The organism is Allobosea sp. GW821-FHT09G06 (genome assembly GCF_059416005.1).
The window spans coordinates 420,425-443,708 of sequence record NZ_JBWKOI010000004.1; the positions used below are offsets into that span (position 1 = coordinate 420,425).

The following is a 23,284-nucleotide window of genomic DNA, read 5'->3' on the forward strand; positions in this document are numbered from 1 at the left end:
AGCGGCTTTCCATGCGCTATACCGACGAACTCGACGCGCTCCGTACCGCCCGTGATGCGCTCCGCCAACGGATTGCCGAGCGGCTGGCGCTGGAAGCGGGCGCACCGTTCGATGGCGCATCCATGGAAGCCTGGCTGACGGCTGCCGACGAGGCGGTCGAGGCCTGGGAGAACGAAGGCGAGGAAGCGCAGGATTCGCGCGCCTTCCGCCCGATCGGCCCGCTTCAGGACCTGCTGGCGGATCATGCCGCGCTCGTCGAGCGGATCGCTGAGACGCTCGACCGGCGTCTGTCCTAGAACCCACGGTTTTCTAGAGAACCACGCCGTCATCCCGGATGGAGCGAAGCGAAGATCCGGGATGACGATGTGTTTCCGGAAAGAAACCGGCAGGCGTTGCAATCACCGACAAGACCTTACGCAACCGGCAGCATCACCGCGAAATGCGCGCCTCGCTCGCTCTCGACCAGCCTGATCGAGCCACCATGCGCCGTCAGCATCGCCTGCACGATGGCGAGCCCCATGCCGGTGCCGCCGCTGTCGCGCCGCGTCGTGAAGAAGCTGTCGAAGACTTGCGCCCGGTTGTTCGGCGATATCCCTGGCCCGTCATCGCGGATGTCGAAGCGGAGCGATCCGCTGTCCCGTGACACGTCGATCGCCAAGCGGGCAGCTCCGTGCTGAAGTGCATTATCCGCCAGATGCGTCAGCACGATCCGCAGGTTCTCCAGCGAGATCGCGACCGGGACTGCCAGATCGCCGGCGGCATCGATCGCAAGCCCTGAGGTAACCGACCGCAGCGCCTCGATCGCCTGCTCCACACTCGTTCGTCCGCCGGTCGGCGGCTCCTCGGCGCGGGCCAGCTCGCGCAGGCGATTGGTGATCACCGTCAGTCTCTTGGCATCGGCGGCAATGTTGTCGAGAAAACGTCGGCGCTCGGCATCGGTCATTGCACGGCTGTCGACATCGTCGCGCAGCAGTTCGGCTGCCCCTTCGATCGAGGTCAGCGGCGATTTCAGCTCATGCGAGACATGGGCCGCGAAGGTCGCGACGAAATCGGAGCGGTTGGCGAGAGCAGCGGCCATGTCGAGGAAGCTCTGCGAGAGCATCGCGAATTCGGCGGTGCCGTGATGCTCGAGCGGCCGCAGAGCGTTGCGGTCGCCCGTCCCGATCGCATCCGTCCGCGCGATCAGCTCCTTGACCGGCCGCGTGATCGTGCGGTGGAAGGCGAGCCCGATCAGCAGTGTTAGCACCGCGACGGAGAGCCCTGCCGCCGCAACCTTGCCCTTCTCCTCGTAGAGATGGCGAAAGACGTTGCTCGGCGTGCGCGAGGCGTAGAGCACGGCAGCGACGCGCCCGTCGAGCACGACCGGCATGGCCGTGAAGACCCGCACGCCGGTGCCGCGGCTCAATGAATAGATCGGCGGCGGCTCGTTCTTGGAGACGCGCAGGCGCAGCATCGCGGCGAAGCGCCCGTTCAGCGCCTGTACCACCTCCTCGACATGGGCGAGCGACTGGCCGATCTCGCCGCGCCCGGCGATGACGACGCCTTGCGGATCGAGCAGGCGGAAGCCGGCCAGCGTGACGTTCTGCGTCGCGACGAGAAGCGGTTCGAGCCGCGTGCCGGCAGCGCGATAGGCCTCGCTTGCCGGCGCTGCAGCGACCTGCGCATCGGGTCGGCGCGGCAGCAGCCGGTCCCGGGCCAGATCCAGCGACGGCAGCAGCGGCGCAAGCTCTTCGTTGCCATACCGCCCAGTCTCAGGGGGAACCTGCGCTCCCAGCATCGTCCCGGCCGGCAAATGGGCCTGCAGATCCTGCTGGATCGTCGCGGCCAGGGCCGCACTCTGGGCGATCAGCTCCGATTCCGCCTGATGCACGAGCTGGTTCTCGTAGATGCGGAAGAAGAACAGGCCGACGAAGGGCAGTGCCAGCACCGCCGTCAGCATCATGAACACCATCAGGCTCAGGCTCGGCCGCCACTTGGCCTTGACCCGGACAGGCGCCGCGCCCTGCCCGCTCACGCCGCAGCCTCGCAACGCCCCAGCCGGAAGCCGACGCCATGCACCGTCTCGATCGCGCTGTCGCAGCCGGCCTTGGCGAGCTTCGCACGGATGTTGCGGATATGGCTGTCGATCGTCCGGTCGGCGACATGGATCGCACCGCCATAGGCGTGGTCTAGGATCTGTTCGCGGCTGAAGACCTGGCGCGGCCTCGCGATCAGCGCCCGCAGGATCGCAAACTCGATCGCGGTCAGCGTCAGCTCCTGCGCGGCGAAGCGGACGGCATGGGCGCCCGTGTCGAGGTTGAGCGCTCCCCAGGACAGGACCGCCTCGGCCTCGCTCTCCCTCCGCTGCCCCTGCCGGACACGCTTGAGGATGACGTTGACGCGGGCGACCAGCTCGCGCGGGCTGAAAGGCTTGGTGACATAGTCGTCGCCGCCCATTTCGAGCCCGAGCACCCGGTCGATCTCGTCGTCGCGTGCCGACAGGAACAGGATCGGCACCTCGGAGGAGCGCCTGATCTGCCGGCAGACCTCCAACCCGTCCATTTCCGGCATGCCGATATCGAGGATGACCAGTTCCGCCGGCTGGCGCCGGAAGGCATCGAGCGCCTGCACGCCGTCGCGCGCCGTGGTCGTGGCCATCCCCGCCTTTTCGAGCGCGAAGCAGATCACGTCCCGGATATGGCTGTCGTCATCGACCACGAGAATGCGGGGCGCCATGCCGTCTGCCTCAGGAATTGCCCGCCGGCGCGGCCGGCTTCGCCGGGAACGGCGCCTCGGGAGTGTTAGCCAAATATCGCGACAGCCGCCATCCGCGAAAGCTCCAGGCGCGCCAGTCGGCTTGCGACTGGCGGTGGCTCGATGCGAGCCCATAGCGACGGGCCAGGACCCAGCCTGAAGACTGCCCCCAGGACGAATGGGGCGAGACATGGCCTTTGGCTGCGATCCGCGGAGCGTAGCGATCGATGGCGGGGATCACGCTCGGGCCGAGGCTGAACAGATAGTTCGCATCGAGCGACTTGCCTTGACCGCGCATCTCGAAGGAGTGCCGGATATTGTAGTTGGCGATGACGACGGCGGTGTCGACGAAGCTGTAGCCATAGAGCGTCAGCGCCAGCGCCAGAGCATTCGCCGAGACGAGCCAGCCGACGCTCCGGCGCCTCACGATCTGCACGAGGATCAGCACGAGCCCGATCGCGACCAGCAGCATCCAGACGAAGGCGGCGAGCCTGAGCGAGGTCAGCGAATAGGCCGCGACATAGAGATCGAGCCGCAGCAGGGCCGATAGCACCAGCATGACGTTCTGCCCGACCCAGGCGAGAACCAGCGGCCTGACCAGCCTGTCGCGCGCCGCCGCCCCGTCTGGACGCACCGCCATGATGACGAAGGCCGCCGCCAGAAGCGCCGTCACGATCAGCGGATAGGCGCCGCGATGGGCATAGGCCGCGTGGCTCATACCAGCAGGCAGGGCCGCGCCGCCCCAGAGATAGGCGATGTCCATCGCCGTCTGGATGGCGAAGAGGCCGTTGAACAGGATCAGCGAGCGGCGCACCGTGCGATCGCCGAGCAGTTCCTGCGGACGGATCGGCGCCACGCTCGCGGCAGCCGCGCGGCGCTTGCGGCGCAATGAGCGCATGCGGACGAGCGGCCAGATCAGGCACAGGATCACGGCCCAGAACATGGCGCGCCAGGAGAGGAGCTGCTCCAGCATCACGATGGGATCGAGGCGGTTCAGCCAGCGTTCCAGCAGCGGATTGGCCGAGGCGAACAGGGCGGCGAAGACGCCACAGAGGCCGAGCGGGATGACCCAACCCAGCGCGAGCGCGATGACGCCGTCCCCCTGCTTGCCGCGCAGCGAGGCGCGGCGTGCACGGACGAGATCGCCGAGCAGCTTGAAAGGGCCGGACAAGGGAAGACGCAGCGCGGCTGGCAAATGCTCCTGCCATGAGAGCGCCCTCGTCTCGCTCAGCATTCTCGCGAAGATGGCCGTCGCCGTCAGCGCGATCAGGATCGAAAGCGGGCCGACATCCTCAAGGATCGGCAGCAGTCCGGCCCCGAGCAGCAGGAAGGCGCTCATGCGTCGTGTCGAACCGGCGCGCACCCGGTTGAGACAAGCGGAAGCCGCGGCGAGCGCCAGCAGGAACAGCGCCAGCGAGAGCCCGATCGCGCGGTCGTAGAACAGAAAATCGGCGAGAGCGACGAGCGCGGCGGCGCCCGTCAGCTGGAGGGCAAGCGATCCTGGCGGTCGCTTGCCGGGATGGAGGGCGGCGGGGCTTTCCGATGCATAGGCTGACATGGGCGCTCGTCTCGGCTGGCGACGCCTTCGCCTGCGGCCCGGAGCCGTATCGGGAAGGCGAGGATTTCGGCACAGGCGGGCTGCATCGCCGCTTCCAGCCACCAGCCGTCACGGATGAGCCGGCGCGGCAGTCTCGACGAGAAGGATGCTGGAGCGATGATGTCCGCCATGCGCCATCGATGCGCCGGCCGTTTGCAGCGGAGATCGCCGAGATCGGCAGAAACTCAGGATTTTCGTGCAGGTTCTGTGCAGGCCGCGACGCCTTGTCATTCCGGGGCGCGCCGCAGGCGCGAACCCGGAACCCACGACTGGGTAGGACATTCGATGCCGCGCTTTTGGCGTCGCACCCGGTCGTGGGTTCCGGGTTCTTCGCTGCGCGAAGCCCCGGAATGACAATGGGTGGCCCCGCGGAAATCCGACAGCGCGCTAGTCCAGCCCCAGCATCCGCCGCGCCAGTCCAGGATCTCCGCCGCCGGCGAAATCGTCGAAGGCGGTCTCCGTCACCCGGATGATATGGTCGGCGATGAAGCGGGCGCCCTCGCGCGCGCCGTCCTCCGGATGCTTCAGCGCGCATTCCCATTCGAGCACGGCCCAGCCGTCATAGCCGTACTGTGCGAGCTTCGAGAAGATCGCCTTGAAATCGACCTGCCCGTCACCGAGCGAGCGGAAGCGCCCGGCCCTCCCGATCCAGGGCGAAAGCCCGGAATAAACGCCCTGCCGGCCATCGGGACGGAACTCGGCATCCTTCACATGGAAGGCGCTGATGCGCTCGTGATAGATGTCGATGAAGGCGAGATAGTCGAGCTGCTGCAGCAGGAAATGCGAGGGATCGTAGTTGATCCGGCAGCGCCTGTGCCCGCCGAGCCGATCGAGGAAGAGCTCGAAGGTCGCGCCGTCGAAGACGTCCTCGCCGGGATGAATCTCGAAACCGATATCAACGCCCTCTTCCTCGTAGGCATCGAGGATTGGCCGCCAGCGCCTTGCCAATTCGCCGAAAGCCTCCTCGACGAGCCCAGCCGGCCGCTGCGGCCAGGGATAGAGGAAGGGCCAGGCCAGCGCGCCGGTGAAGCTGACCGAACCGGACAGCCCGAGCCGGCGCGAGGCCTTGGCGGCGAGTTTCATCTGCTCGACGGCCCAGGCTTGCCGCTCCTTCGGCTTGCCGTGAACCTCCGCCGGCGCGAAGACATCGAAAGCGGCGTCATAGGCCGGATGGACCGCGACGAGCTGGCCTTGCAGATGCGTCGAAAGCTCGGTGATCGCTATGCCGTTCTCGCGGGCCACGCCGGTGATCTCGTCGCAATAGTCCTGCGAGGCTGCGGCCTTTTCCAGATCGAAGAAGCGCTGATCGCCACTGGGCAATTGTACGCCGCGATAGCCGAGACCTGAAGCCCAGGCCGTGATGCCGGCCCAGCTGTCGAACGGCGCCTTGTCGCCGGCGAACTGGGCAAGAAAGATCGCAGGACCCTGCATCGTCGCCGGCATCGGCTGTTCCTCCATCGTTAGACGCAGCTTCGCCCGACGATCGGCCGCGCGTCCAGATCGCGAGCGTTCGATCTCCGCCTCGCCTTCAATTTAACTTCCGCCTGAATTAGGCTGAAGTTCGGTCTTGAGCCGTTTCGAGGCCGTCCCCTAGCCTGCATCGCAACGGCCGCCACAAGGCCGAGCGGGAAACGACAGGAGGCTGCGATCGCCCTGCCCTGGCACAGGCTGAGCCCGGATGAGCTCGCGCTGCTCGAGGCCACCTTCTGGTCCGGCGGCGCCGCCCGCCATGCGCTCGCCGATAGCCTGCAGTTCTCGCGCAGCAAGACCAATGCGATCGCCGCAGGGCTGATCGAGGAAGGCCTGCTCGACGAGGCCGGCGTCCAGCATTCCACCGGCGGGCGCCGCCCCGAGACCCTCTGCGTCCATCGCCGCATCGGCGTGCTCGTCGGCATCGATATCGGCGCGACCAGCCTTGATATCGCGCTGCTCCGCCCGGATCTCGGCATCATCGCACGCCATGCACAGGAGGCAGATGTCCAGGCCGGCCCGGGCCCGATCATGGCCCGTCTTCGCGCCTTGCTGCCGGCGATGCTCGCCCAGAACGGCATCGCCCCCGACCGCGTGCTCGCCGTCGGCATCGGCGTGCCCGGCCCGGTCAATTTCGCCGCCGGCCAGCTCGTCAATCCGCCGCTGATGCCGGGCTGGGACAGCTATGCGATCCGCGAAGACCTGCGCGAGATCACCAATGCGCCGATCTTCGTCGATAACGATGTGAACCTGATGGCGCTCGGCGTGCTCTGGCGCCAGCGCAAGCAGATCGAGAATTTCCTCGTCATCAAGGTCGGCACCGGCATCGGCTGCGGCATCGTCTGTCATGGGGAGCTCTATCGTGGCTCCACCGGCTCGGCCGGCGATATCGGCCATATCTGCGCCGACCCCGAGGGCCCGCTCTGTCGCTGCGGCAATCGCGGCTGCGTCGAGGCGATGGCCGCCGCCCCCGCCATCGTCGCCATGGGACTGGAAGCCGCCCAATCCGGACGCAGCCCTGCCCTGGCCGGGCGCCTCGCCACCAAGGGACTGCTGGAGGCTGCCGATATCGGCGCCGCCAGCCGGGCCGGCGATGCCGAGGCCGACGCGATCGTGCGCCGCTCCGGCCGGCTGATCGGCCAGGTGCTGGCCGCGCTCGTCAATTTCTACAACCCGTCGCATATCTTCATCGGCGGCGGCGTCTCAGCGATCGGCCCGATGTTCCTCGCGGCGATCCGCCAGAGTGTGAGCCAGCGCTCGCTCGCCCTCTCGACCCGCCATCTCGAGATCACCTCCGCCCCGCTCGGCCCCGAGACCGGGCTGATCGGCGCTGGCGTGCTCGCGATGCGCGAGGCGCTGCGCAGCGGAGGCCCGGCATGAGCGCGACCGTAGGCCTCGCCGTCGCCTTCGACGGCATCGTCAAGCGCTTCGGCCCGGTCGAGGTGCTGCACGGCGTCTCCTTCGACCTCGAACCCGGCAAGGTCTACGGGCTGCTCGGCGAGAACGGCGCCGGCAAGTCGACCTTGATGAAGATCCTCTCCGGCTACGAGCAGCCGAGCGAGGGCCGTGTCCTGATCGACGGCGAGCCGGTTGCCTTCGCCGGCTCACGCGCTGCCGAGGCCAAGGGCATCGTCCTGATCCACCAGGAATTCAATCTGGCCGAGGACCTGACCATCGCCGGCAACATCTTCCTCGGCCATGAGCGCCGCAAGGGCTGGCTGCTCGACGAGGACGCCATGCGCCGCGAAGCCGAGGCTGCGCTCGCCCAGGTCGGGCTGGCACGGGCGCCGGATACGCCGGTGCGGCGCCTGATCGTCGCCGAGAAGCAGCTCGTCGAGATCGCCAAGGCGCTTTCGCGAAAAGCCCGGCTGCTGATCATGGACGAGCCGACCGCGACGCTGACGCCCTCCGAGGCCGGCCGGCTCTTCGCCCTGATCGAGCGGATGCGGGCCGAGGGCATCACCGTCGTCTACATCTCGCACAAGCTCGACGAGGTCGAGCGCATCACCGACGAGGTCATCGTCATGCGCGACGGCCGTTTCGTCGGACGTGCAGCGACCGCCTCGCTCACCCGCCACGCCATGGCGACGATGATGGTCGGGCGCGAGATCGCAGACCTATTCCCCGAGAAGATTGTCGCTGACCCCGCGTTGCCTCCGGCGCTCGCGGTCGAGGGCTTCTCCGTGCCGGGCTGGGCCAGCGACATCGCGTTTGCGGTAAGGCCGGGCGAAATCCTCGGCTTCGCCGGGCTGGTCGGCGCCGGACGCACCGAGCTTTTCGAGGGCATTCTGGGTCTAAGGCCGGCCAGTGGCACGATCCGGCGCGACGGCAAGCCAATTCAGCTCAACTCGCCGCGCGATGCCACCCGCCACGGGCTCGCCTATCTGAGCGAGGACCGCAAGGGCAAGGGCCTCCATATCGACTTCCCGCTGCGGCCGAACCTCACGCTGATGGCGCTCGAACGCTACGCCAAACCGCTGCTCGACCATGAGGCGGAGCAGCGCGCGCTCGAAACCGCCGTCGGCGAGTTCGGCATCCGGGCCGGCTCGCTGGGCATGAAGGCCGCCTCGCTCTCCGGCGGCAACCAGCAGAAGCTTGCGCTCGCCAGGGTGCTGCACCCGGAACCTCGCGTACTGATCCTCGACGAGCCGACGCGCGGCGTCGATGTCGGCGCCAAGCGCGAGATCTATTTCCTGATCCAGAAGCTCGCGGCGCAAGGGCTCGCCCTGATCGTCATCTCCTCGGAGCTGATCGAGCTGATCGGCCTTGCCCATCGCGTCGCGGTGATGCGCGGGGGCCGGATCGTCGCGACGGTCGAGGGCGACGAGATGACCGAAGCGACGATGATCGCCCATGCCACGGGGACCCGCCATGTCGCAGCCTGAAGCCGTCCAGCGTGCCGAGGGCCGCGCCCGCGAGGCAGCCACGCCGCTCGGCGACCGCATCGCCGCCTTCGGACCCATCATCGGCCTCGTGCTGCTCTGCGCGGCCGGTGCTGCGCTCAACAGCGATTTCGCCACGCTCGACAATGCGCTGAACGTGCTCACCCGCACCGCCTTCATCGGCATCATCGCCGTCGGCATGTGCTTCGTCATCATCCTCGGCGGGATCGACCTCTCGGTCGGCTCGATGGCGGCGCTGATCGCCGGCTGCGTCATCCTCTTCATCAACTGGGCGGCCGGGGCCTTCGGCTCGCCGCTGATGGCGGTGATCGGCGGGGCCGCGCTCGCGGTCGTGCTCGGCGGCGTCTTCGGGCTGCTGCACGGCATCCTGATCGCGAAGGGACGGATCGAACCCTTCATCGTCACCTTAGGAACGCTCGGCATCTACCGGGCATACCTCACCTATTTCGCCGATGGCGGCGCGCTCACCCTCGACAACGCGTTGGCCGATCTCTACGCGCCGGTCTATTACGGCAGCGTCCTCGGCGTGCCGATCCCGGTCTGGGTTTTCCTGCTTGTCGCGCTCTTGGGCGCACTCATCCTGAACCGCACGATCTTCGGCCGGCATGTCCAGGCGATCGGCTCCAACGAGACCGTCGCACGCTATGCCGCCGTCGATGTCGAGCGCGTCAAGATCCTGACCTACATGCTGCTCGGGCTCTGCGTCGGCGTTGCCACGCTACTCTATGTGCCGCGATTGGCCTCGGCCTCGCCGACCACCGGCCTGCTCTGGGAGCTGGAGGCGATCGCCGCGGTCATCGTCGGCGGGGCGGCGCTGAAAGGTGGCCATGGCAGCATCACCGGCACGGTCATTGGCGCGATCCTGCTCTCGGTGATCAGCAACATCCTCAACCTGACGAGCCTGATCAGCGTCTATCTCAACGCCGCCGTGCAAGGCTTCGTCATCATCACCGTCGCGTTTTTGCAGAAAGGCCGCCGCTGAAGGTGGGCCATACAGGGAGAGAAGCGATGTCCATGCAGACCAGACGCAGCCTCATGCTTGCCACCGCCGCGGGCCTCGCCTTCGCGGCGACAAGTGCCGCCGCCGAGCCCGTCCATCTCGGCGTGTCCATCCCCGCCGCGACGCACAGCTTCATGGGCGGCATCAACTACTGGGCGAACCAGGCGAAGAAGGATCTCGAGGCCAAGCACAAGGACCTCAAGATCACGATCCGCACCGCCGCCAACGCGACCGAACAGGCCAACCAGCTCCAGGATCTGAGCACGGTCAGCAAGATCAACGCGCTCGTCGTCTTCCCCTTCGAATCGGCGGCGCTGACCCGGCCGGTCGCCAATGTGAAGGCCAAGGGCGCCTATGTGACTGTGGTCGATCGCGGCCTGACCGACACCTCGGCGCAGGATGCCTATGTCGCCGGCGACAACACCGCCTTCGGCAAGATCCCGGCGGAGTACATCGCCAAGACGCTCGGCGGCAAAGGCAATGTCGTGGCGCTCCGCGGCATCCCGACCACGCTCGACAACGAGCGCATGGATGCCTTCAACGGCGTGCTGAAGGGCCACCCCGACATCAAGCTGCTCGACGCGAAATACGCCAACTGGAACCGCGACGATGCCTACAAGGTCACCCAGGACTTCCTGACCCGCTTCAAGGATATCGACGCCTTCTGGGCGGCCGATGACGACATGGCCTTCGGCGCGATCCGCGCTATCGACCAGGCCGGACGCAAGGACATCAAGGTGATCTTCGGCGGCGCCGGGGCCAAGGACATGGTCAAAGTCATCCTCGACAACAAGGACCCGCGCATTCAGGCCAATGTCAGCTACTCGCCGAAATTCATCTATGAATCGATCAAGTTGACGGCGGAAGCTCGCCTGAAGGGCGAGAAGCTGCCGGCGACCACGATCATTCCCTCGGTGCTGATCGACAAGAGCAACGCCAAGGACTTCTACTATCCCGACTCGCCGTTCTGAGCGGACAAAACCCATCGGCCGCCGCTCCGGCGGCGGCCGCATCTCCGAGAGCATCAGGTCACGCGATGAACGACGAATACGCGCCAAGGCTGCGCTATGCCATGATCGGCGGCGGCCGCGATGCCTTCATCGGCGCCGTGCACCGCCATGCCATCGCGCTCGACGGGCAGGCGGAACTGGCTGCGGGCGCACTCTCGTCGACGCCCGAGCGGGCCCGCGAATCCGGCCGCGCGCTGGGTCTCACCGATGCGCATAATCACGCGAGCTGGCAGGCTTTGCTTGAAACCGAGCTCGCCCGCCCGGCGGCAGAGCGCGTCGATCTCGTCGTCATCGTCACGCCGACAGATACGCATTTCCCGATCGCGCAGGCTTTCGCGGAAGCCGGCTTCCATGTCGTCTGCGACAAGCCGCTGACCCATACCGGCGCGCAGGCCACGACGCTGGTCGAGACGGTCGCAGAGCGCGGAACGGTCTTCGGCGTTACCTACAACTATGCCGGCTATCCGATGGTCCGGCAGGCACGCGAGATGGTGCGCTCCGGCGCACTCGGTGCCATCCGCAAGGTCGTGGTCGAGTACAATCAAGGCTGGCTCGCCACCGCGCTGGAAGCGACCGGCAACAAGCAGGCGAGCTGGCGCACCGATCCGGCCCGCAGCGGCATCGCAGGCGCGCTCGGCGATATCGGCTCCCATGCCGAAAACCTCGTCTCGACCGTGACCGGACTCGGCATCGAGGAGCTGGTCGCGGACCTCGGAGCGCTCGTTCCCGGTCGCGCGCTCGATGACGATGCCAGCATGCTGCTGCGCTTCAAGGGCGGCGCGCGCGGCGTCCTCGTCGCCTCCCAGATCAATGCCGGGCTGGAGAACGACCTGCGCCTGCGCGTCTCCGGCGAGAACGGCACGCTGGAATGGCGGCAGGAGGAGCCGAACCGGCTCGTCCATCATCGCCGCGAGGGGCCGACCGAGATCTTCACGCGCGCCTCTCCGTGGCTCTGCGAATCGGCCCGACGCGCCGGACGCATTCCGGCGGGGCATCCTGAGGGCTTCATCGAGGCCTTCGCCAATATCTATCGCGGCGTCTTCGCCGATATCCGCGCCCGCAAGGCCGGCACGGCGGCCGATCCGCTCGATGCCGATTATCCGACGGTCGGCGACGGCGCGCGCGGCGTGCGCTTCATCGAATGCGCGGTGGCGTCCTCGGCAGAGCGGCGCTGGCTGCCCTTCTCAGGTTGAGCTCAGCGTCCGCCTGACGCTGTCGCGCCAGCCCGTGACCTTGCGCTTGCGCTCGCTGGCGGCCACGGCCGGCGAGAAGCGCCGCTCCAGGCGCCATAGATCGGCGAAACGATCGGGCTCCGGCAGCAGGCCGGCATCGAGCCCGGCGAGATAGGCCGCGCCGAGCGCCGTCGTCTCCAGCACATTCGGCCGGTCGACCGGCAGGTCGAGGATGTCGGCGAGGCGCTGCATCGTCCAGTCGGAGGCGACCATGCCGCCATCGACCCGCAGGACTGATTGCTTCCCGGCGCCTGCTTCCGGCCAGTCGGCCCGCATCGCCTCGATCAGGTCGAGCGTCTGGTAGCAGACGCTTTCCAGCGCAGCGCGCGCGAATTCGCGCGGCCCGGAGTTGCGGGTCAGGCCGAACATTGCGCCGCGCGCATGGGCGTCCCAATGCGGTGCGCCCAAGCCCACGAAGGCCGGCACCAGATAGACGTCCTGCTCGGGATCGGCCGCCTCCGCCAGCGGCCCGGTCTCGCTCGCTTTTTCGATAATGCCGAGCCCGTCGCGCAGCCATTGCACCGCCGCGCCCGCGATGAAAATCGAGCCTTCCAACGCATAGGTGCGCTTGCCACCGAGCTGATAGGCGACGGTGCTGAGCAGGCGATGCTTCGAGCGGACCGGCGTGTCGCCGGTATTGAGCAGGGCGAAACAGCCGGTGCCATAGGTCGATTTCACCATGCCGGGCGAGAAGCAGGCCTGCCCGATCGTCGCCGCCTGCTGGTCGCCGGCGATGCCACGCACCGGAATGGACGCCCCGAACAGGTCCGGCGCCGTGTCGCCGAAATGCGCGGCGCAGTCGCGCACCTGCGGCAGCAGTGCGGCCGGGATGCCGAACAGGTCGAGCAGGTCCGAATCCCAGACGCCGCGGCCGATATCGAACAGCATGGTGCGCGCGGCATTGGTGGCGTCGGTCGCGTGCACGGCCCCGCCGGTCAGACGCCAGAGCAGGAAGCAGTCGATCGTGCCGAAGGCGAGCTCGCCGGCTTCCGCCCGGCGTCGCGCGCCCGGCACGTTGTCGAGCAGCCAGGCGATCTTGGTCGCGGAGAAATAGGGATCGATGCGCAGGCCGGTGCGCTCGGCGACGAGGTCCTCATGGCCGGCGGCGACGAGATTCGCGCAGGCCTTCGCCGTGCGCCGGTCCTGCCAGACGATGGCGCGGTGGATCGCCCGGCCCGTGCGGCGATCCCAGATCAGCGTCGTCTCGCGCTGGTTGGTGATGCCGATTCCGGCGATCTCCGCCGCACTCAGGCCACCCTTGGCGATGGCCTCGCGTGCGGTCGTCAGCACGCTGTCCCAGATATCCTCCGGCTCGTGCTCGACCCAGCCGGAGGCCGGAAAATGCTGCGGAAACTCGCGCTGGGCGCTGGCCACCACGCCGAGCGACGCATCGAACAGGATCGCCCGCGACGAGGTCGTGCCCTGGTCGATGGCGAGGATATGTCTGGCGGCCATGTCGGTTCCCTGCCCGGTCTCATTGGTCGGCGGAGACTGGCCGATCAGCCGGTCCGGGCGCAAGCCGCGTCCCATGCGAATGTGCGGCAAGTCTCCCAGCCGGCAAGGTTCCGCTTGGCATGTCGCGCGCCCTGTAGTTAGCTCATCATGAAGCAGGGCCGCGCCGGGTCGCGGCCCCTGTCCGTGCCCCAGGCATCGGACAGGTTGAGAGGTTGAATCAGTGGCGGTCGAGGACCGGCAACAACGGGATGTCGCGCCTATTGCGCGACCGCAGAGACATGACGCCGATCCGCAACGGAACGGCGCGATCCCGGTTGGTGCGTCGTTCCAGAGCTTTGGACAGCCTGCCCCCCGCCCGCCGGGCGCGACCTATGCCGCGCTCGATCTCGGCACCAATAACTGCCGCCTGCTGATCGCCCGCCCGGCGCAGCATGGCTTTCGCGTCGTCGACGCCTTCTCCCGCATCGTGCGCCTGGGCGAAGGCCTGGGCGCGAGCAGCCGCCTTGGCGATGCCGCGATGGACCGCGCCGTCGAGGCGCTGAAGATCTGCCGCGGCAAGATGGCGAATCGCGGCGTCACCCGCGCCCGCCTCGTCACGACGGAAGCCTGTCGCGCCGCCACCAACGGGCTCGACTTCATCCGCCGCGTCGCGGCGGAGGCGGAACTCGCGCTGGAGGTCATCGACCAGCGCACGGAAGCGGCGCTCGCCGTCTCCGGCTGTGCGGCGCTCGCCGATCCGGCGGCGGAAAGCGTCATCGTCTTCGATATCGGCGGCGGCTCGACCGAGATCGTCTGGCTCGGCGGCCGCAGCGAGGCGCGCGACCCCGCCGCCCGCATTCGCGAATGGGCCTCGCTGCCGATCGGCGTCGTCACGGTGGCCGAGCGCTATGGCGGCATCGAGGTCAGCCGCGAATTGTTCGAGAAGATGGTCGAGGATTGCACGCAGGCGCTCGCGCCCTTCGCCAAGAAGGCGGCGGGCGCCCGCGACGCCCGCAGCTTCCACCTGCTCGGCACCTCCGGCACGGTCACGACGGTCGCCGGTATCCATCTCGACCTGCCGCGTTATGACCGGCGCGAGGTCGACGGGCTGTGGATGCATCAGCGCGACATCCTCGCGGTGATCGACCGCCTCATCGAGATGGACTATGCCGCCCGAGCGGCGAATGCCTGCATCGGCCGTGAGCGTGCCGATCTGGTGCTGGCCGGTTGCGCGATCTTCGAGGCGATCCGCCGTGCGTTCCCGAGCGAGCGCGTCCGTATCGCCGATCGCGGCCTGCGCGAGGGCATCCTGCTGCGCATGATGCATGAGGACCGCGCCTGGTGGCGGCGGAAATAGGTTCGATACAATGAGCACCGGAAAATCGGGCGGCAACACCGGCGGCAAGCCAGCCGGCGCGCGCGACATGCGCGTCAAGGTCAAGAAGGCCGGCAAGCTCAAGCATTCCTCGCAGCTCTGGCTCGAGCGCCAGCTCAACGACCCCTATGTGAAGCGGGCCCGGGAGATGGGTTATCGCTCGCGTGCGGCGTTCAAGCTCGAGGAGATGGACGACCGCTACAAGTTCCTTAAAGCCGGGCAGCGGCTCGTCGATCTCGGCTGTGCGCCGGGCGGCTGGTGCCAGATCGCGGCCAAACGCATCGGGCTTGAGCAAGGCAAGGGATACATCGTCGGCATCGACCTGTTGGCCGTCGACCCGATCCCCGGCGTCGACCTGATCCAGCTCGATTTCATGGCCGATGAAGCGCCTGCCCTGTTGACCGAGCGTCTCGGCGGCCGCGCCGACGGCGTGATGTCGGACATGGCCGCCAACACCACCGGCCACAAGAAGACCGACCATCTCAAGATCATCGCGCTCGCCGAGGCCGCGATCGAATTCGCTCATGACGTGCTGGCGCCGGGCGGCTTCTTTCTCGCCAAGCTGTTCCAGGGTGGCGACAGCGCCGAGCTTCTCGCCACGCTGAAGCGCGACTTCACGCTCGTTCGCAACGTCAAACCGGCTGCGAGCCGCGCCGATTCCTCCGAGCTTTACGTCCTCGCAACCGGTTATCGCCGGCAGCAGCGGCCGGAAGGTGAGAACGCCTGACCGATAGCGGGGACGCGGTGGCGCCGCCTGTTCCATGCATGATCCCGGCGCTTCAGGTGATTCTCGACGCCGAGCTCGCGCGGGGAAATTCCATCCTGAGCGTTGGCGACTGGCCGCCGGATTGCCGGCTCTTCGTCCAGCTCGCCCGCCCCTTCCGAAAGCGCTATCCCGCTCCGCCCGGCGTCACCTATGCCGCGCTGAACGACCCGCATTACTGGAAGGCGGAGTATCGCACGGTCGACGGCGCCGAGTGCCTCGCCTGCGGGTTCTAAGCCGCCGTCACTCCGGAAAGACATCGCGCGGCAGATGGCGCGGGTCATAAGTTCCCGGCGCGCTCTTCACGACCGAGGCCCAGATCCAGAAGCCGAAGCCGCCGACGCCGATGAGCGGTCCGATGACCTCGAAGAACCCGGCCCTCCCGCTCAACCCGATATAGAGAACCATCAACCCAGCACCGCCGAAGACCACGGCGGCGATGAGCGCGACCACGATCAGGAAGCGATGTCGCCCTTCCGGGATGCCGCGCCGGAACGCGACGTGGCCGTGCCCGCCGGCCACGAGGCGACGGTGCAGGTCTTCGATGAAGGCGATGAAGACCGTGTCGCGCTTCGGATCGTCGATGCCCCAAGGGCTGCTCGAATGGACGAAGAGCGGCCGGCCGGAGGAAAATGTCAGCTCGGCCAGCGCTTCCCAAGGCGATCGCGGTCCACCATTGACCGCCTGTAGCCGTACGCCGGTCAGCTTGCCGAAGGCGCGCAAGCCGGAGCGGCCGTCGAGTTCGTAGGCGATGCCTTCGTCGCTGAGCGTCAGTTCGGTTTCGGCGAGTTTCAGCCGGGCCGCGCCGTCGCCGACGCAGAGCGTGTAGCGCGTCTCGTTCGAGGGCGCGGGCTCAGCCTGCATGCCCTGACCCTGCGGCAAGCCGCCCGGGCTGACAAGCTATTCGAGCGGCTTCTGATCGGCGATCGCTTCGGCGGTGACCTTGCGCGCGCTGACCGGGACATGGCCGGAGACCTCGGCGCCGGCATCGGGGGCGAGCCGCATCATCCAGAACGCCGAGGATGCCGAGATCAGGCCGACGATCAGGAAGGCCGGCCAGAAATCGCCCGCGCCCAGCGCCTTGCCGCCATGGAGGAGGTTGGCGCTCTCCAGCGCGAAGGCACCGATCGTCACGCCCATGCTGAGCGAAAGCTGCTGGGCGACGCTCGACAGGCTGGTCGCGCTCGACATCTCGCGATTGGAGACATCGGCATAGCTCAGCGCGTTGATGCCGGTGAATTGCAGCGAGCGGAAGCAGCCGCCGATCAGCAGCACCGAGAGCATGATCGCGTGCGGCGTCGTCGGCGTGAACAGGCCGGAAGCCGCGAGGAAGGCCGCGCCGATCACGGCATTGGCGATCAGCACGCGGCGGAAGCCGAAGCGCGCCAGAATGGTTCGCGCCAGCGTCTTCATGATCAGCGCACCGGCCGCCGAGACGAAGGTGATCAGACCTGACTGCAAAGCATCGAGCCCGAAGCCGAGCTGCAGCATCAAGGGCAGCAGGAAGGGAATCGCGCCGATTCCGGTCCGGAAAATCGAGCCACCTATCACGCCGATCCGGAAGGTCGGAATTCGGAACAGCGCGAGGTTGAGCACCGGATAAGGTACGCGCCGGGCATGGAACCAGTAGGCCACGAGGGCTGCTGCGCCCGCCAGCACGCAGCCATAGGACACGACCTGCGGCACGAGATGGCGCCCGCCGGTCGCCAGGCCCAGCATCAGGCTGGCGAAGCCGAAGGAGGACAGCAGGAAGCCCTTGACGTCGAGCGGGGCGACATCTTCCTCGCGGATATCCTCGAAGAACAGGCTCGCCAGCACGATGCCGATCAGGCCGATCGGGATGTTGATGAAGAAGATCCAGCGCCAATCGAAATAGGTGGTGATGAAGCCGCCGAGCGGCGGCCCGACCACGGGGCCGACCAGTGCGGGAATCGTCAGGTAGGCGAGCGCACCGACGATCTCGGACTTGCTGACGCTGCGCAGGATGACGAGGCGCCCAACCGGCACCATCATCGCTCCGCCGATGCCCTGGATGAAACGCGCGCCGACGAAGGCGCCGAGCGAACTCGACACCGCGCAAAGGATCGAGCCGAGCATGAAGACGACGAGCGCCGAGCGGAAGATCGTGCGGGCGCCGTAGCGGTCCGCCATCCAGCCGGAAATCGGGATGAAGACGGCGAGGCTGACGAGATAGGAGGTCAGCGCCAGCTTCAGCGCGATCGGATCCTCGCCGAGCGAGGCGGCGATCACCGGCAGCGAGGTCGCGATCACCGTCGAGTCGGTGTTCTCCATGAAGAGCGCACAGGCGACGATCAGGGGCAGGAGTTTGGAGCGCTGCAAGTCTTCGGACCTTGGGACTTTGGACCTTCCACGCCCGGTCAATTAGGCGCGTTTGAAATCATAAGCTCGGCTATTAATCCGATGCATTGGGAGTGACGAGCGCGAATTCGCGCTGCGGTGCCCGATTTGCCCGCTGCCGGCGCGCTTCCGCCATGCGCACGGGATATGGCCCGGCGACACGCACAACGCCGCCATGCATTGACGTCACTCCTTCGAGCCTCTCGCCAGCACCATCTCCATCGTGCCCGGTCGTGCCGGGCCGGCGCGAGGGGCGTGCGTCGTCAATCCCTGGAGAAGCGCCATGACTACCGTCTCATCCATTTTCACCGCCGCACACCATGCAGCGCCTGGACTGTCCGTTCTTGGGCTTGCTCTCGCGGCAGGATTGGCATGGGCGCCTGCGTCGGCCGCGGCCGCGGCCGCCTCCGGCGGCTGGCAGGCCAGCTGCCAGTTCAAGACCATTCCCAACAGCGGCGGCGAAGGCCTGCGCTATGACGCCTGCCTGCGTCTCGAGACCTGCCAGCGCATGGCCAATGCGGCCGGCCGGACCATTTTCGAGGCCGGCTGCTTCGGCGTGGCGCCGGATGCACCCGCCCAGCCCGCGGCCACGCGACCCATCCGATAGCCGCCGACGCAAGGAAACGGCGCCGCCAAGCACACGCGCCGTTTCCGCACTGCAAAAGAATCCAGCCCGGCGCACTAGCGGACCCGCCGCGCCCATGCTAACGGGCCTCGTCAACTCGGCACTGGGCCTCTCGCCCTGCCCCCTTGAAAAGCCGGCCTCGCCCGGCGGTCGGAGTTGACGATGACGCTTTCCCTCGACGGTCTGATTCGCGACGGTTTCACCTTCGACGACGTGCTGCTCGAGCCGGGCCCGTCCGAGGTCATGCCGGCGGATGTCGATATCCGCACGAAGCTCACCCGCACCATCTCGCTGAACCTGCCGATCATCGCCTCGGCGATGGATACGGTCACCGAGGCGCGCATGGCGATCGCGATGGCGCAGGCCGGCGGCCTCGGCGTCATCCATCGCAATCTCGATGCCGACCAGCAGGCCGCTCAGGTTCGCCTCGTCAAGAAATTCGAATCGGGGATGATCGCCAACCCGATCACCATCCACCCGGATGAGACGCTGGCCGATGCGCTGGCGCTGATGAAGAACAACGGCATCTCCGGCATCCCGGTCGTCGAGCGCGGCCCGCAGGGCCATAACGGCAAGCTCGTCGGCATCCTGACCAACCGCGATGTCCGCTTTGCCCAGAACCCGGCCCAGCCGGTTTCCGAGCTGATGACCAAGGAGCGGCTGATCACGGTGCGCGAGGGCGTCAACCCAGAGGAGGCGCGCCGCCTGCTCCACCAGTTCCGCATCGAGAAGCTGCTCGTCGTCGACGACCACTATCGCTGCATTGGCCTGATCACCGTCAAGGACATGGAGAAGCAGGTCGCCCATCCCAACGCCGCCAAGGACGTGCATGGCCGTCTGCTGGCCGCCGCCGCGACCACGACGGGCGACCAGGGTTTCGAGCGCTCGGAGATGCTGATCGATGCCGGCGTCGACCTCATCGTCGTCGACACCGCCCATGGCCATTCGGCCAAGGTGCTGGAAGCCGTCAGCCGGGTGAAGAAGCTCTCGAACTCGGTCCAGGTCATCGCCGGCAACATCGCCACCGCCGGCGGCGCCCAGGCCCTGATCGATGCCGGCGCCGACGCGATCAAGGTCGGCATCGGCCCGGGCTCGATCTGCACCACCCGCATCGTCGCGGGCGTCGGCGTGCCGCAGCTCACTGCGATCATGGATGCGGCCTCGGCCGGCGCGAAGGCCGGCGTGCCGGTCATCGCCGATGGCGGCATCAAGTATTCGGGCGACCTCGCCAAGGCGCTGGCGGCCGGCGCCTCCTGCGCCATGGTCGGCTCGCTGCTGGCCGGCACCGACGAGACGCCCGGCGAGACCTTCCTGTACCAGGGCCGCTCCTACAAGGCCTATCGCGGCATGGGCTCGGTCGGCGCGATGGCGCGCGGCTCGGCCGATCGCTACTTCCAGCAGGACATCAAGGACTCGCTGAAGCTGGTGCCTGAGGGCATCGAGGGCCAGGTCGCCTACAAGGGCCCGGTCTCGAACGTGCTGCACCAGCTCGCCGGGGGCCTGCGCGCCGCCATGGGCTATGTCGGCGGCAAGGACCTCGAGGACTACCGCAACAAGGCCCGCTTCATCCGCATCACCAGCGCCGGCCTGCGCGAGAGCCATGTCCATGACGTGACCATCGTGCGCGAGAGCCCGAACTACCCGACCCGCTCTTGAGTCATCGCGAGCATTGTGCAGCACTGCCCGGCTCATCCGGGCCGGTGCGACACGAGGCGACGCGCAACCATGACTCTCAAGCTGATCTATCCGACGCTGGCGATGATCTTCTGGATCTTCGTCGTCGGCGTCATCCTGGCCCTGCGCCGCAAGAATGCCTTCAGCAGCGGCGCCGTCCGGCAAGACGAGGTCTCGGTCTCGACCGAGCGCTATCCGGTCCCGGCGCGGCTCGCGGCCGCGAACTTCACCAACCAGTTCGAATCCCCGGTGATTTTCTTCGCGGTCGTGATGGTCGCGATGGAGACCGGTGCCACCGGCTATGCCATGGCGCTGCTCGCCTGGCTTTATGTCGCCACCCGCGTGATCCACACCTTCATCCATCTCGGCCCCAACAAGCTGCCCCTGCGTGGCGCGGTCTACGGCATCGGCTTCATCGCACTGTTCTGCATGTGGCTGGGCGTCCTCGTCTCCGTGCTCTGAGCGGCTGAGCCCGGCCCTCGCTCCCGTTAAGCATTCCGGCCGTTTCCGGTGATCGCACGCCCGGAAGCGTTGAAGCTTAACGAAAAGTAAACTACACCCCGAATGGCGGCGGACGGTGGACAAGCGTAGTTTGGAGTGACGCGATGTTGCGTGTCCGTGAAGTCCCGGCGCGGGTTCTTGCCCGCGAGGGTGAGGTTGTGGCTGCCGCTTCCGGCAAAGCGAAGATCGTCCGGCGCAACCGCAAGGGCCGCCTGCTGGCGCTGGCCGTGCTCGGGGCCGCCCTCGGCTCGGGCGGTATCGTGCTGACGGCGTCGCTGGTCCAGGCCGAGGACGATGCCGGCATCCATGCCTTCTTCGCCCAGGAAGCCGCCCGAAAGGCGGCACAGGCCGGCGTGCGGAATGCCGCCTATACGTCCACCGCTCCCACCCGCTACGCCCCGCAGGCCAATGCCTATGCGCCCGCCAATAACGGTTGGCGCCTGCCGCTCATGCAGGTGCAGCCGGACGGCCGTCTCGCGCATCCGCCGATCGAGCTCAACCCTTTCCGCACCGCCCCCAAGAAGCTCGCCGACCGGCAGCGCAGACCGGCCGGCACGACCAATGCCTCGCTCGACACGGTCACCGGCGCGGCGGACCGGGCCCAGACTTTCTGCGTGCGCCTCTGCGACGGCTTCCATGCGCCGATCGGCTATCTTCGCGCGTCCGGGGACATCAAGGCGCATGAAGCGATCTGCAAGGCGATGAACCCTGGCGTTCCGGTCAAGGTCTTCAAGGCCGCGGCCGGCGTGACCGATATCGCCGACGCCGTCGCCGCCGACGGCAAGCGCTATGGCGCGCTCCCAATGGCCTTCAGCCATGCCAAGGCCTCCGATCCGGCCTGCCGGCCGGCGATCGTCCAGGCGGGCGAGCGACGCATCTCCCTGCTGCGCGACATCACCTTGCGGCCGGGCGACAGCGTCGTGCTCGACGGCAAGGTCTCGACCTTCACCGGCAGCTCGAGCTGGCCCTACAACCGGCGCGACTTTCGCGATTTCCGCACGGCCTCGGAGCTCAGCAAGGCCCAGCGCAAGCAGATCGACGAGCAGGTCGGCATCTCCCGGATGGAGGCGCAGGCGCGTACCGTCCGGCGCCAGATGCGGGTCCGCGAGGCACAGCTTCAGGACGACAGCGTCATCAGCGACGCGATCCTGCGTGGCTCCGTCGATCCGACGATGCGCGAGCCGGTCCGGCTGATCCCGCTCTCCCTGCCGGCGCGCTGAACCGCTGCTTCGCCGGTCGCCCCCCAGAGGCCAATCTGCCTTCTGAGGGCCAGCGGCGCGGTTTCGCGCCGTAGTTTCACCATTCCGCCATGACGCGACTGACCTGGAGGCAAGGCGCCGAGCCGCGACAGGTCGCCCCAGCCGAAAGGCGTACGATCCCGACCGCCCCGAAATCTCGCCGTGTTTCCAATGGAATGCCTGACTTATTAGAATTCGTCAAAATAAGAAGAACTCTAGAATCCTTATAAGGCATTGATATCAAAGGATTACTTCATTGACGCTCCGCGGGCGTCGCTCTATCGCTCGCCTGTCGCGCTGATTGCGCTCATCGACGGAGCAGAAGAATGACCGCAAAGACCTATCTCCACGCCTTGGCGCTGTCTTCCTGCCTGCTGGCTGCCCCGGCCTTCGCGCAAGACGTCAACCTCTACACGACCCGCGAGCCGGCCCTGCTCAACCCGGTGCTGGAAGCCTTCACCAAGGATACCGGCATCAAGGTCAACGCCGTTTTCCTGAAGGACGGCCTGCAGGAGCGCATCCGCGCCGAGGGCGCCAACAGCCCGGCCGACGTCATGCTCATGGTCGATGTCGGCGAGATCAACGCCGCGGTCGAGGCCGGCATCACCCAACCGATCAAGTCCGACCTCGTCGACAAGACCGTCCCGGCGCAGCTGCGTCCCGACAATAACTGGGTCACGCTGACCAAGCGCGCCCGCGTCGTGGTCGTCTCCAAGGACCGCATCAAGCAGGACGCGATCACCTATGAGGACCTCGCCGATCCCAAGTGGAAGGGCAAGTTCTGCATCCGTGCCGGCCAGCACCCCTATAACAACGCTTTCTTCGCGGCCTATCTCGCCCATCACGGCGCCGACAAGACCGAGACCTACCTGAAGGCGCTGCGCGCCAACGCCGCCCGTAAGCCCGGCGGCGGCGACCGTGACGTCGCCCGCGACATCCAGTCCGGCCTCTGCGACATCGCCATCATCAACACCTACTATATCGGCCTGATGAGCGAGGCGAAGAACGAGCAGAAGGGCTGGTTCGACGCGATCAAGCCGCTCAAGACCACCTTCGCCAATGGCGGCACCCATGTGAACGTCTCGGCCGCGGCGCTGGCCAAGAACGCCCCGAACAAGGCGAACGCCGTCAAGCTGGTCGAGTACATGCTCGGCGACAAGGCGCAGGCCCTCTACGCCAACGGCAATTTCGAGTTCCCGGTCAACGCGGCCGTGGCCGACTCGGCCGCCGTCAAGCTGCTCGGCACCGTCACGCCCGACAAGCTGCCGCTCTCGGAGGTCGCCAAGCAGCGCAAGGCCGCGGCGAACCTCGTCGACAAGGTCGGCTTCGACAATTGAGCCTGAGCCACCCGCTCAACTCTACGCGACGGTC

General features: G+C 67.3%; 22 protein-coding genes. 14 read left to right on the top strand and 8 right to left on the bottom strand.

Annotated features, from left to right (window positions below):
- The first annotated feature begins 11 nt into the window (after positions 1-11).
- Entirely contained in the window at positions 12-296 is a 285-nt protein-coding gene (locus AC07NY_RS21220; RefSeq protein ID WP_494585445.1) for a hypothetical protein, read from the top strand.
- 116 nt (positions 297-412) lie between these two features.
- Here AC07NY_RS21220 and AC07NY_RS21225 read toward each other — a convergent pair whose 3' ends face one another.
- The 5 genes from AC07NY_RS21225 to AC07NY_RS21245 form a co-directional block, all read right to left on the bottom strand.
- Complete coding sequence (locus AC07NY_RS21225; RefSeq protein ID WP_494585446.1) at positions 413-2,014, bottom strand: sensor histidine kinase; 1,602 nt, start codon at positions 2,012-2,014, stop codon at positions 413-415.
- Complete coding sequence (locus tag AC07NY_RS21230) at positions 2,011-2,715, bottom strand: response regulator (protein ID WP_492286153.1); 705 nt, start codon at positions 2,713-2,715, stop codon at positions 2,011-2,013. The genes AC07NY_RS21225 and AC07NY_RS21230 overlap by 4 nt, the downstream gene beginning before the upstream one ends.
- Positions 2,716-2,725: 10 nt before the next feature.
- A complete protein-coding gene (locus tag AC07NY_RS21235) occupies positions 2,726-4,291 on the bottom strand; it encodes a DUF4153 domain-containing protein (RefSeq protein ID WP_494585447.1) in 1,566 nt (521 codons plus the stop codon).
- A 426-nt stretch (positions 4,292-4,717) separates the two neighbouring features.
- A complete protein-coding gene (locus AC07NY_RS21240; RefSeq protein WP_494585448.1) occupies positions 4,718-5,773 on the bottom strand; it encodes a sugar phosphate isomerase/epimerase family protein in 1,056 nt (351 codons plus the stop codon).
- A gap of 147 nt (positions 5,774-5,920) precedes the next feature.
- Positions 5,921-6,292, bottom strand: coding sequence for a hypothetical protein (locus tag AC07NY_RS21245; protein WP_494585495.1), 372 nt, complete (start codon positions 6,290-6,292; stop codon positions 5,921-5,923).
- On the opposite strand from AC07NY_RS21245, the gene AC07NY_RS21250 reads away from it, so the two are divergent.
- The 5 genes from AC07NY_RS21250 (at position 6,212) to AC07NY_RS21270 (ending at position 11,906) form a co-directional block, all read left to right on the top strand.
- Positions 6,212-7,180: an ROK family protein gene (locus tag AC07NY_RS21250; RefSeq protein WP_494585449.1), complete on the top strand. Its 969-nt coding sequence runs from the start codon at positions 6,212-6,214 to the stop codon at positions 7,178-7,180. The two genes, AC07NY_RS21245 and AC07NY_RS21250, sit on opposite strands and share 81 nt — an antisense overlap.
- A complete protein-coding gene (locus tag AC07NY_RS21255; RefSeq protein WP_494585450.1) occupies positions 7,177-8,685 on the top strand; it encodes a sugar ABC transporter ATP-binding protein in 1,509 nt (502 codons plus the stop codon). The genes AC07NY_RS21250 and AC07NY_RS21255 overlap by 4 nt, the downstream gene beginning before the upstream one ends.
- Positions 8,672-9,685: an ABC transporter permease gene (locus tag AC07NY_RS21260; protein ID WP_494585451.1), complete on the top strand. Its 1,014-nt coding sequence runs from the start codon at positions 8,672-8,674 to the stop codon at positions 9,683-9,685. Before AC07NY_RS21255 ends, AC07NY_RS21260 begins: the two co-directional genes overlap by 14 nt.
- Before the next feature lie 26 nt (positions 9,686-9,711).
- Positions 9,712-10,674 (top strand): substrate-binding domain-containing protein, encoded by a 963-nt coding sequence (locus AC07NY_RS21265; RefSeq protein WP_494585452.1) that lies wholly within the window; start codon positions 9,712-9,714, stop codon positions 10,672-10,674.
- Positions 10,675-10,739: 65 nt separating this feature from the next.
- Positions 10,740-11,906 carry a Gfo/Idh/MocA family protein gene (locus tag AC07NY_RS21270; protein ID WP_494585453.1) on the top strand — a complete coding sequence of 389 codons (1,167 nt, stop codon included), beginning with the start codon at positions 10,740-10,742 and terminating at the stop codon, positions 11,904-11,906.
- Here the strand turns inward: AC07NY_RS21270 and glpK are convergent.
- Positions 11,898-13,400, bottom strand: a complete 1,503-nt coding sequence (glpK, locus tag AC07NY_RS21275; protein WP_494585454.1) for a glycerol kinase GlpK — start codon at positions 13,398-13,400, stop codon at positions 11,898-11,900. The two genes, AC07NY_RS21270 and glpK, sit on opposite strands and share 9 nt — an antisense overlap.
- 220 nt (positions 13,401-13,620) lie before the next feature.
- On the opposite strand from glpK, the gene AC07NY_RS21280 reads away from it, so the two are divergent.
- Genes AC07NY_RS21280 through AC07NY_RS21290 form a run of 3 tightly spaced genes read left to right on the top strand, consistent with a single transcriptional unit; the run spans position 13,621 to position 15,753 of the window.
- A complete protein-coding gene (locus AC07NY_RS21280; RefSeq protein ID WP_492286144.1) occupies positions 13,621-14,736 on the top strand; it encodes a Ppx/GppA phosphatase family protein in 1,116 nt (371 codons plus the stop codon).
- A 10-nt stretch (positions 14,737-14,746) separates the two neighbouring features.
- Positions 14,747-15,481: an RlmE family RNA methyltransferase gene (locus AC07NY_RS21285; RefSeq protein ID WP_494585455.1), complete on the top strand. Its 735-nt coding sequence runs from the start codon at positions 14,747-14,749 to the stop codon at positions 15,479-15,481.
- Between the two features lie 38 nt (positions 15,482-15,519).
- Complete coding sequence (locus AC07NY_RS21290) at positions 15,520-15,753, top strand: hypothetical protein (protein WP_494585456.1); 234 nt, start codon at positions 15,520-15,522, stop codon at positions 15,751-15,753.
- A gap of 7 nt (positions 15,754-15,760) precedes the next feature.
- On the opposite strand, the gene AC07NY_RS21295 is transcribed toward AC07NY_RS21290, so the two are convergent.
- Entirely contained in the window at positions 15,761-16,381 is a 621-nt protein-coding gene (locus tag AC07NY_RS21295) for a hypothetical protein (RefSeq protein ID WP_494585457.1), read from the bottom strand.
- A gap of 36 nt (positions 16,382-16,417) precedes the next feature.
- Entirely contained in the window at positions 16,418-17,857 is a 1,440-nt protein-coding gene (locus tag AC07NY_RS21300; protein WP_494585458.1) for a DHA2 family efflux MFS transporter permease subunit, read from the bottom strand.
- Positions 17,858-18,158: 301 nt separating this feature from the next.
- Between AC07NY_RS21300 and AC07NY_RS21305 the strand changes: the two genes are divergently transcribed.
- From AC07NY_RS21305 to AC07NY_RS21325, 5 genes are all read left to right on the top strand, one after another.
- Entirely contained in the window at positions 18,159-18,482 is a 324-nt protein-coding gene (locus tag AC07NY_RS21305; RefSeq protein WP_492286139.1) for a hypothetical protein, read from the top strand.
- A 180-nt stretch (positions 18,483-18,662) separates the two neighbouring features.
- Complete coding sequence (gene guaB / locus AC07NY_RS21310) at positions 18,663-20,156, top strand: IMP dehydrogenase (protein WP_336813520.1); 1,494 nt, start codon at positions 18,663-18,665, stop codon at positions 20,154-20,156.
- Between the two features lie 69 nt (positions 20,157-20,225).
- Entirely contained in the window at positions 20,226-20,636 is a 411-nt protein-coding gene (locus AC07NY_RS21315) for an MAPEG family protein (RefSeq protein ID WP_494585459.1), read from the top strand.
- Between the two features lie 143 nt (positions 20,637-20,779).
- Positions 20,780-21,895: a DUF2865 domain-containing protein gene (locus AC07NY_RS21320; protein ID WP_494585460.1), complete on the top strand. Its 1,116-nt coding sequence runs from the start codon at positions 20,780-20,782 to the stop codon at positions 21,893-21,895.
- 344 nt (positions 21,896-22,239) lie between these two features.
- Entirely contained in the window at positions 22,240-23,250 is a 1,011-nt protein-coding gene (locus AC07NY_RS21325; protein ID WP_494585461.1) for an extracellular solute-binding protein, read from the top strand.
- The last annotated feature ends 34 nt before the right edge of the window (positions 23,251-23,284 follow it).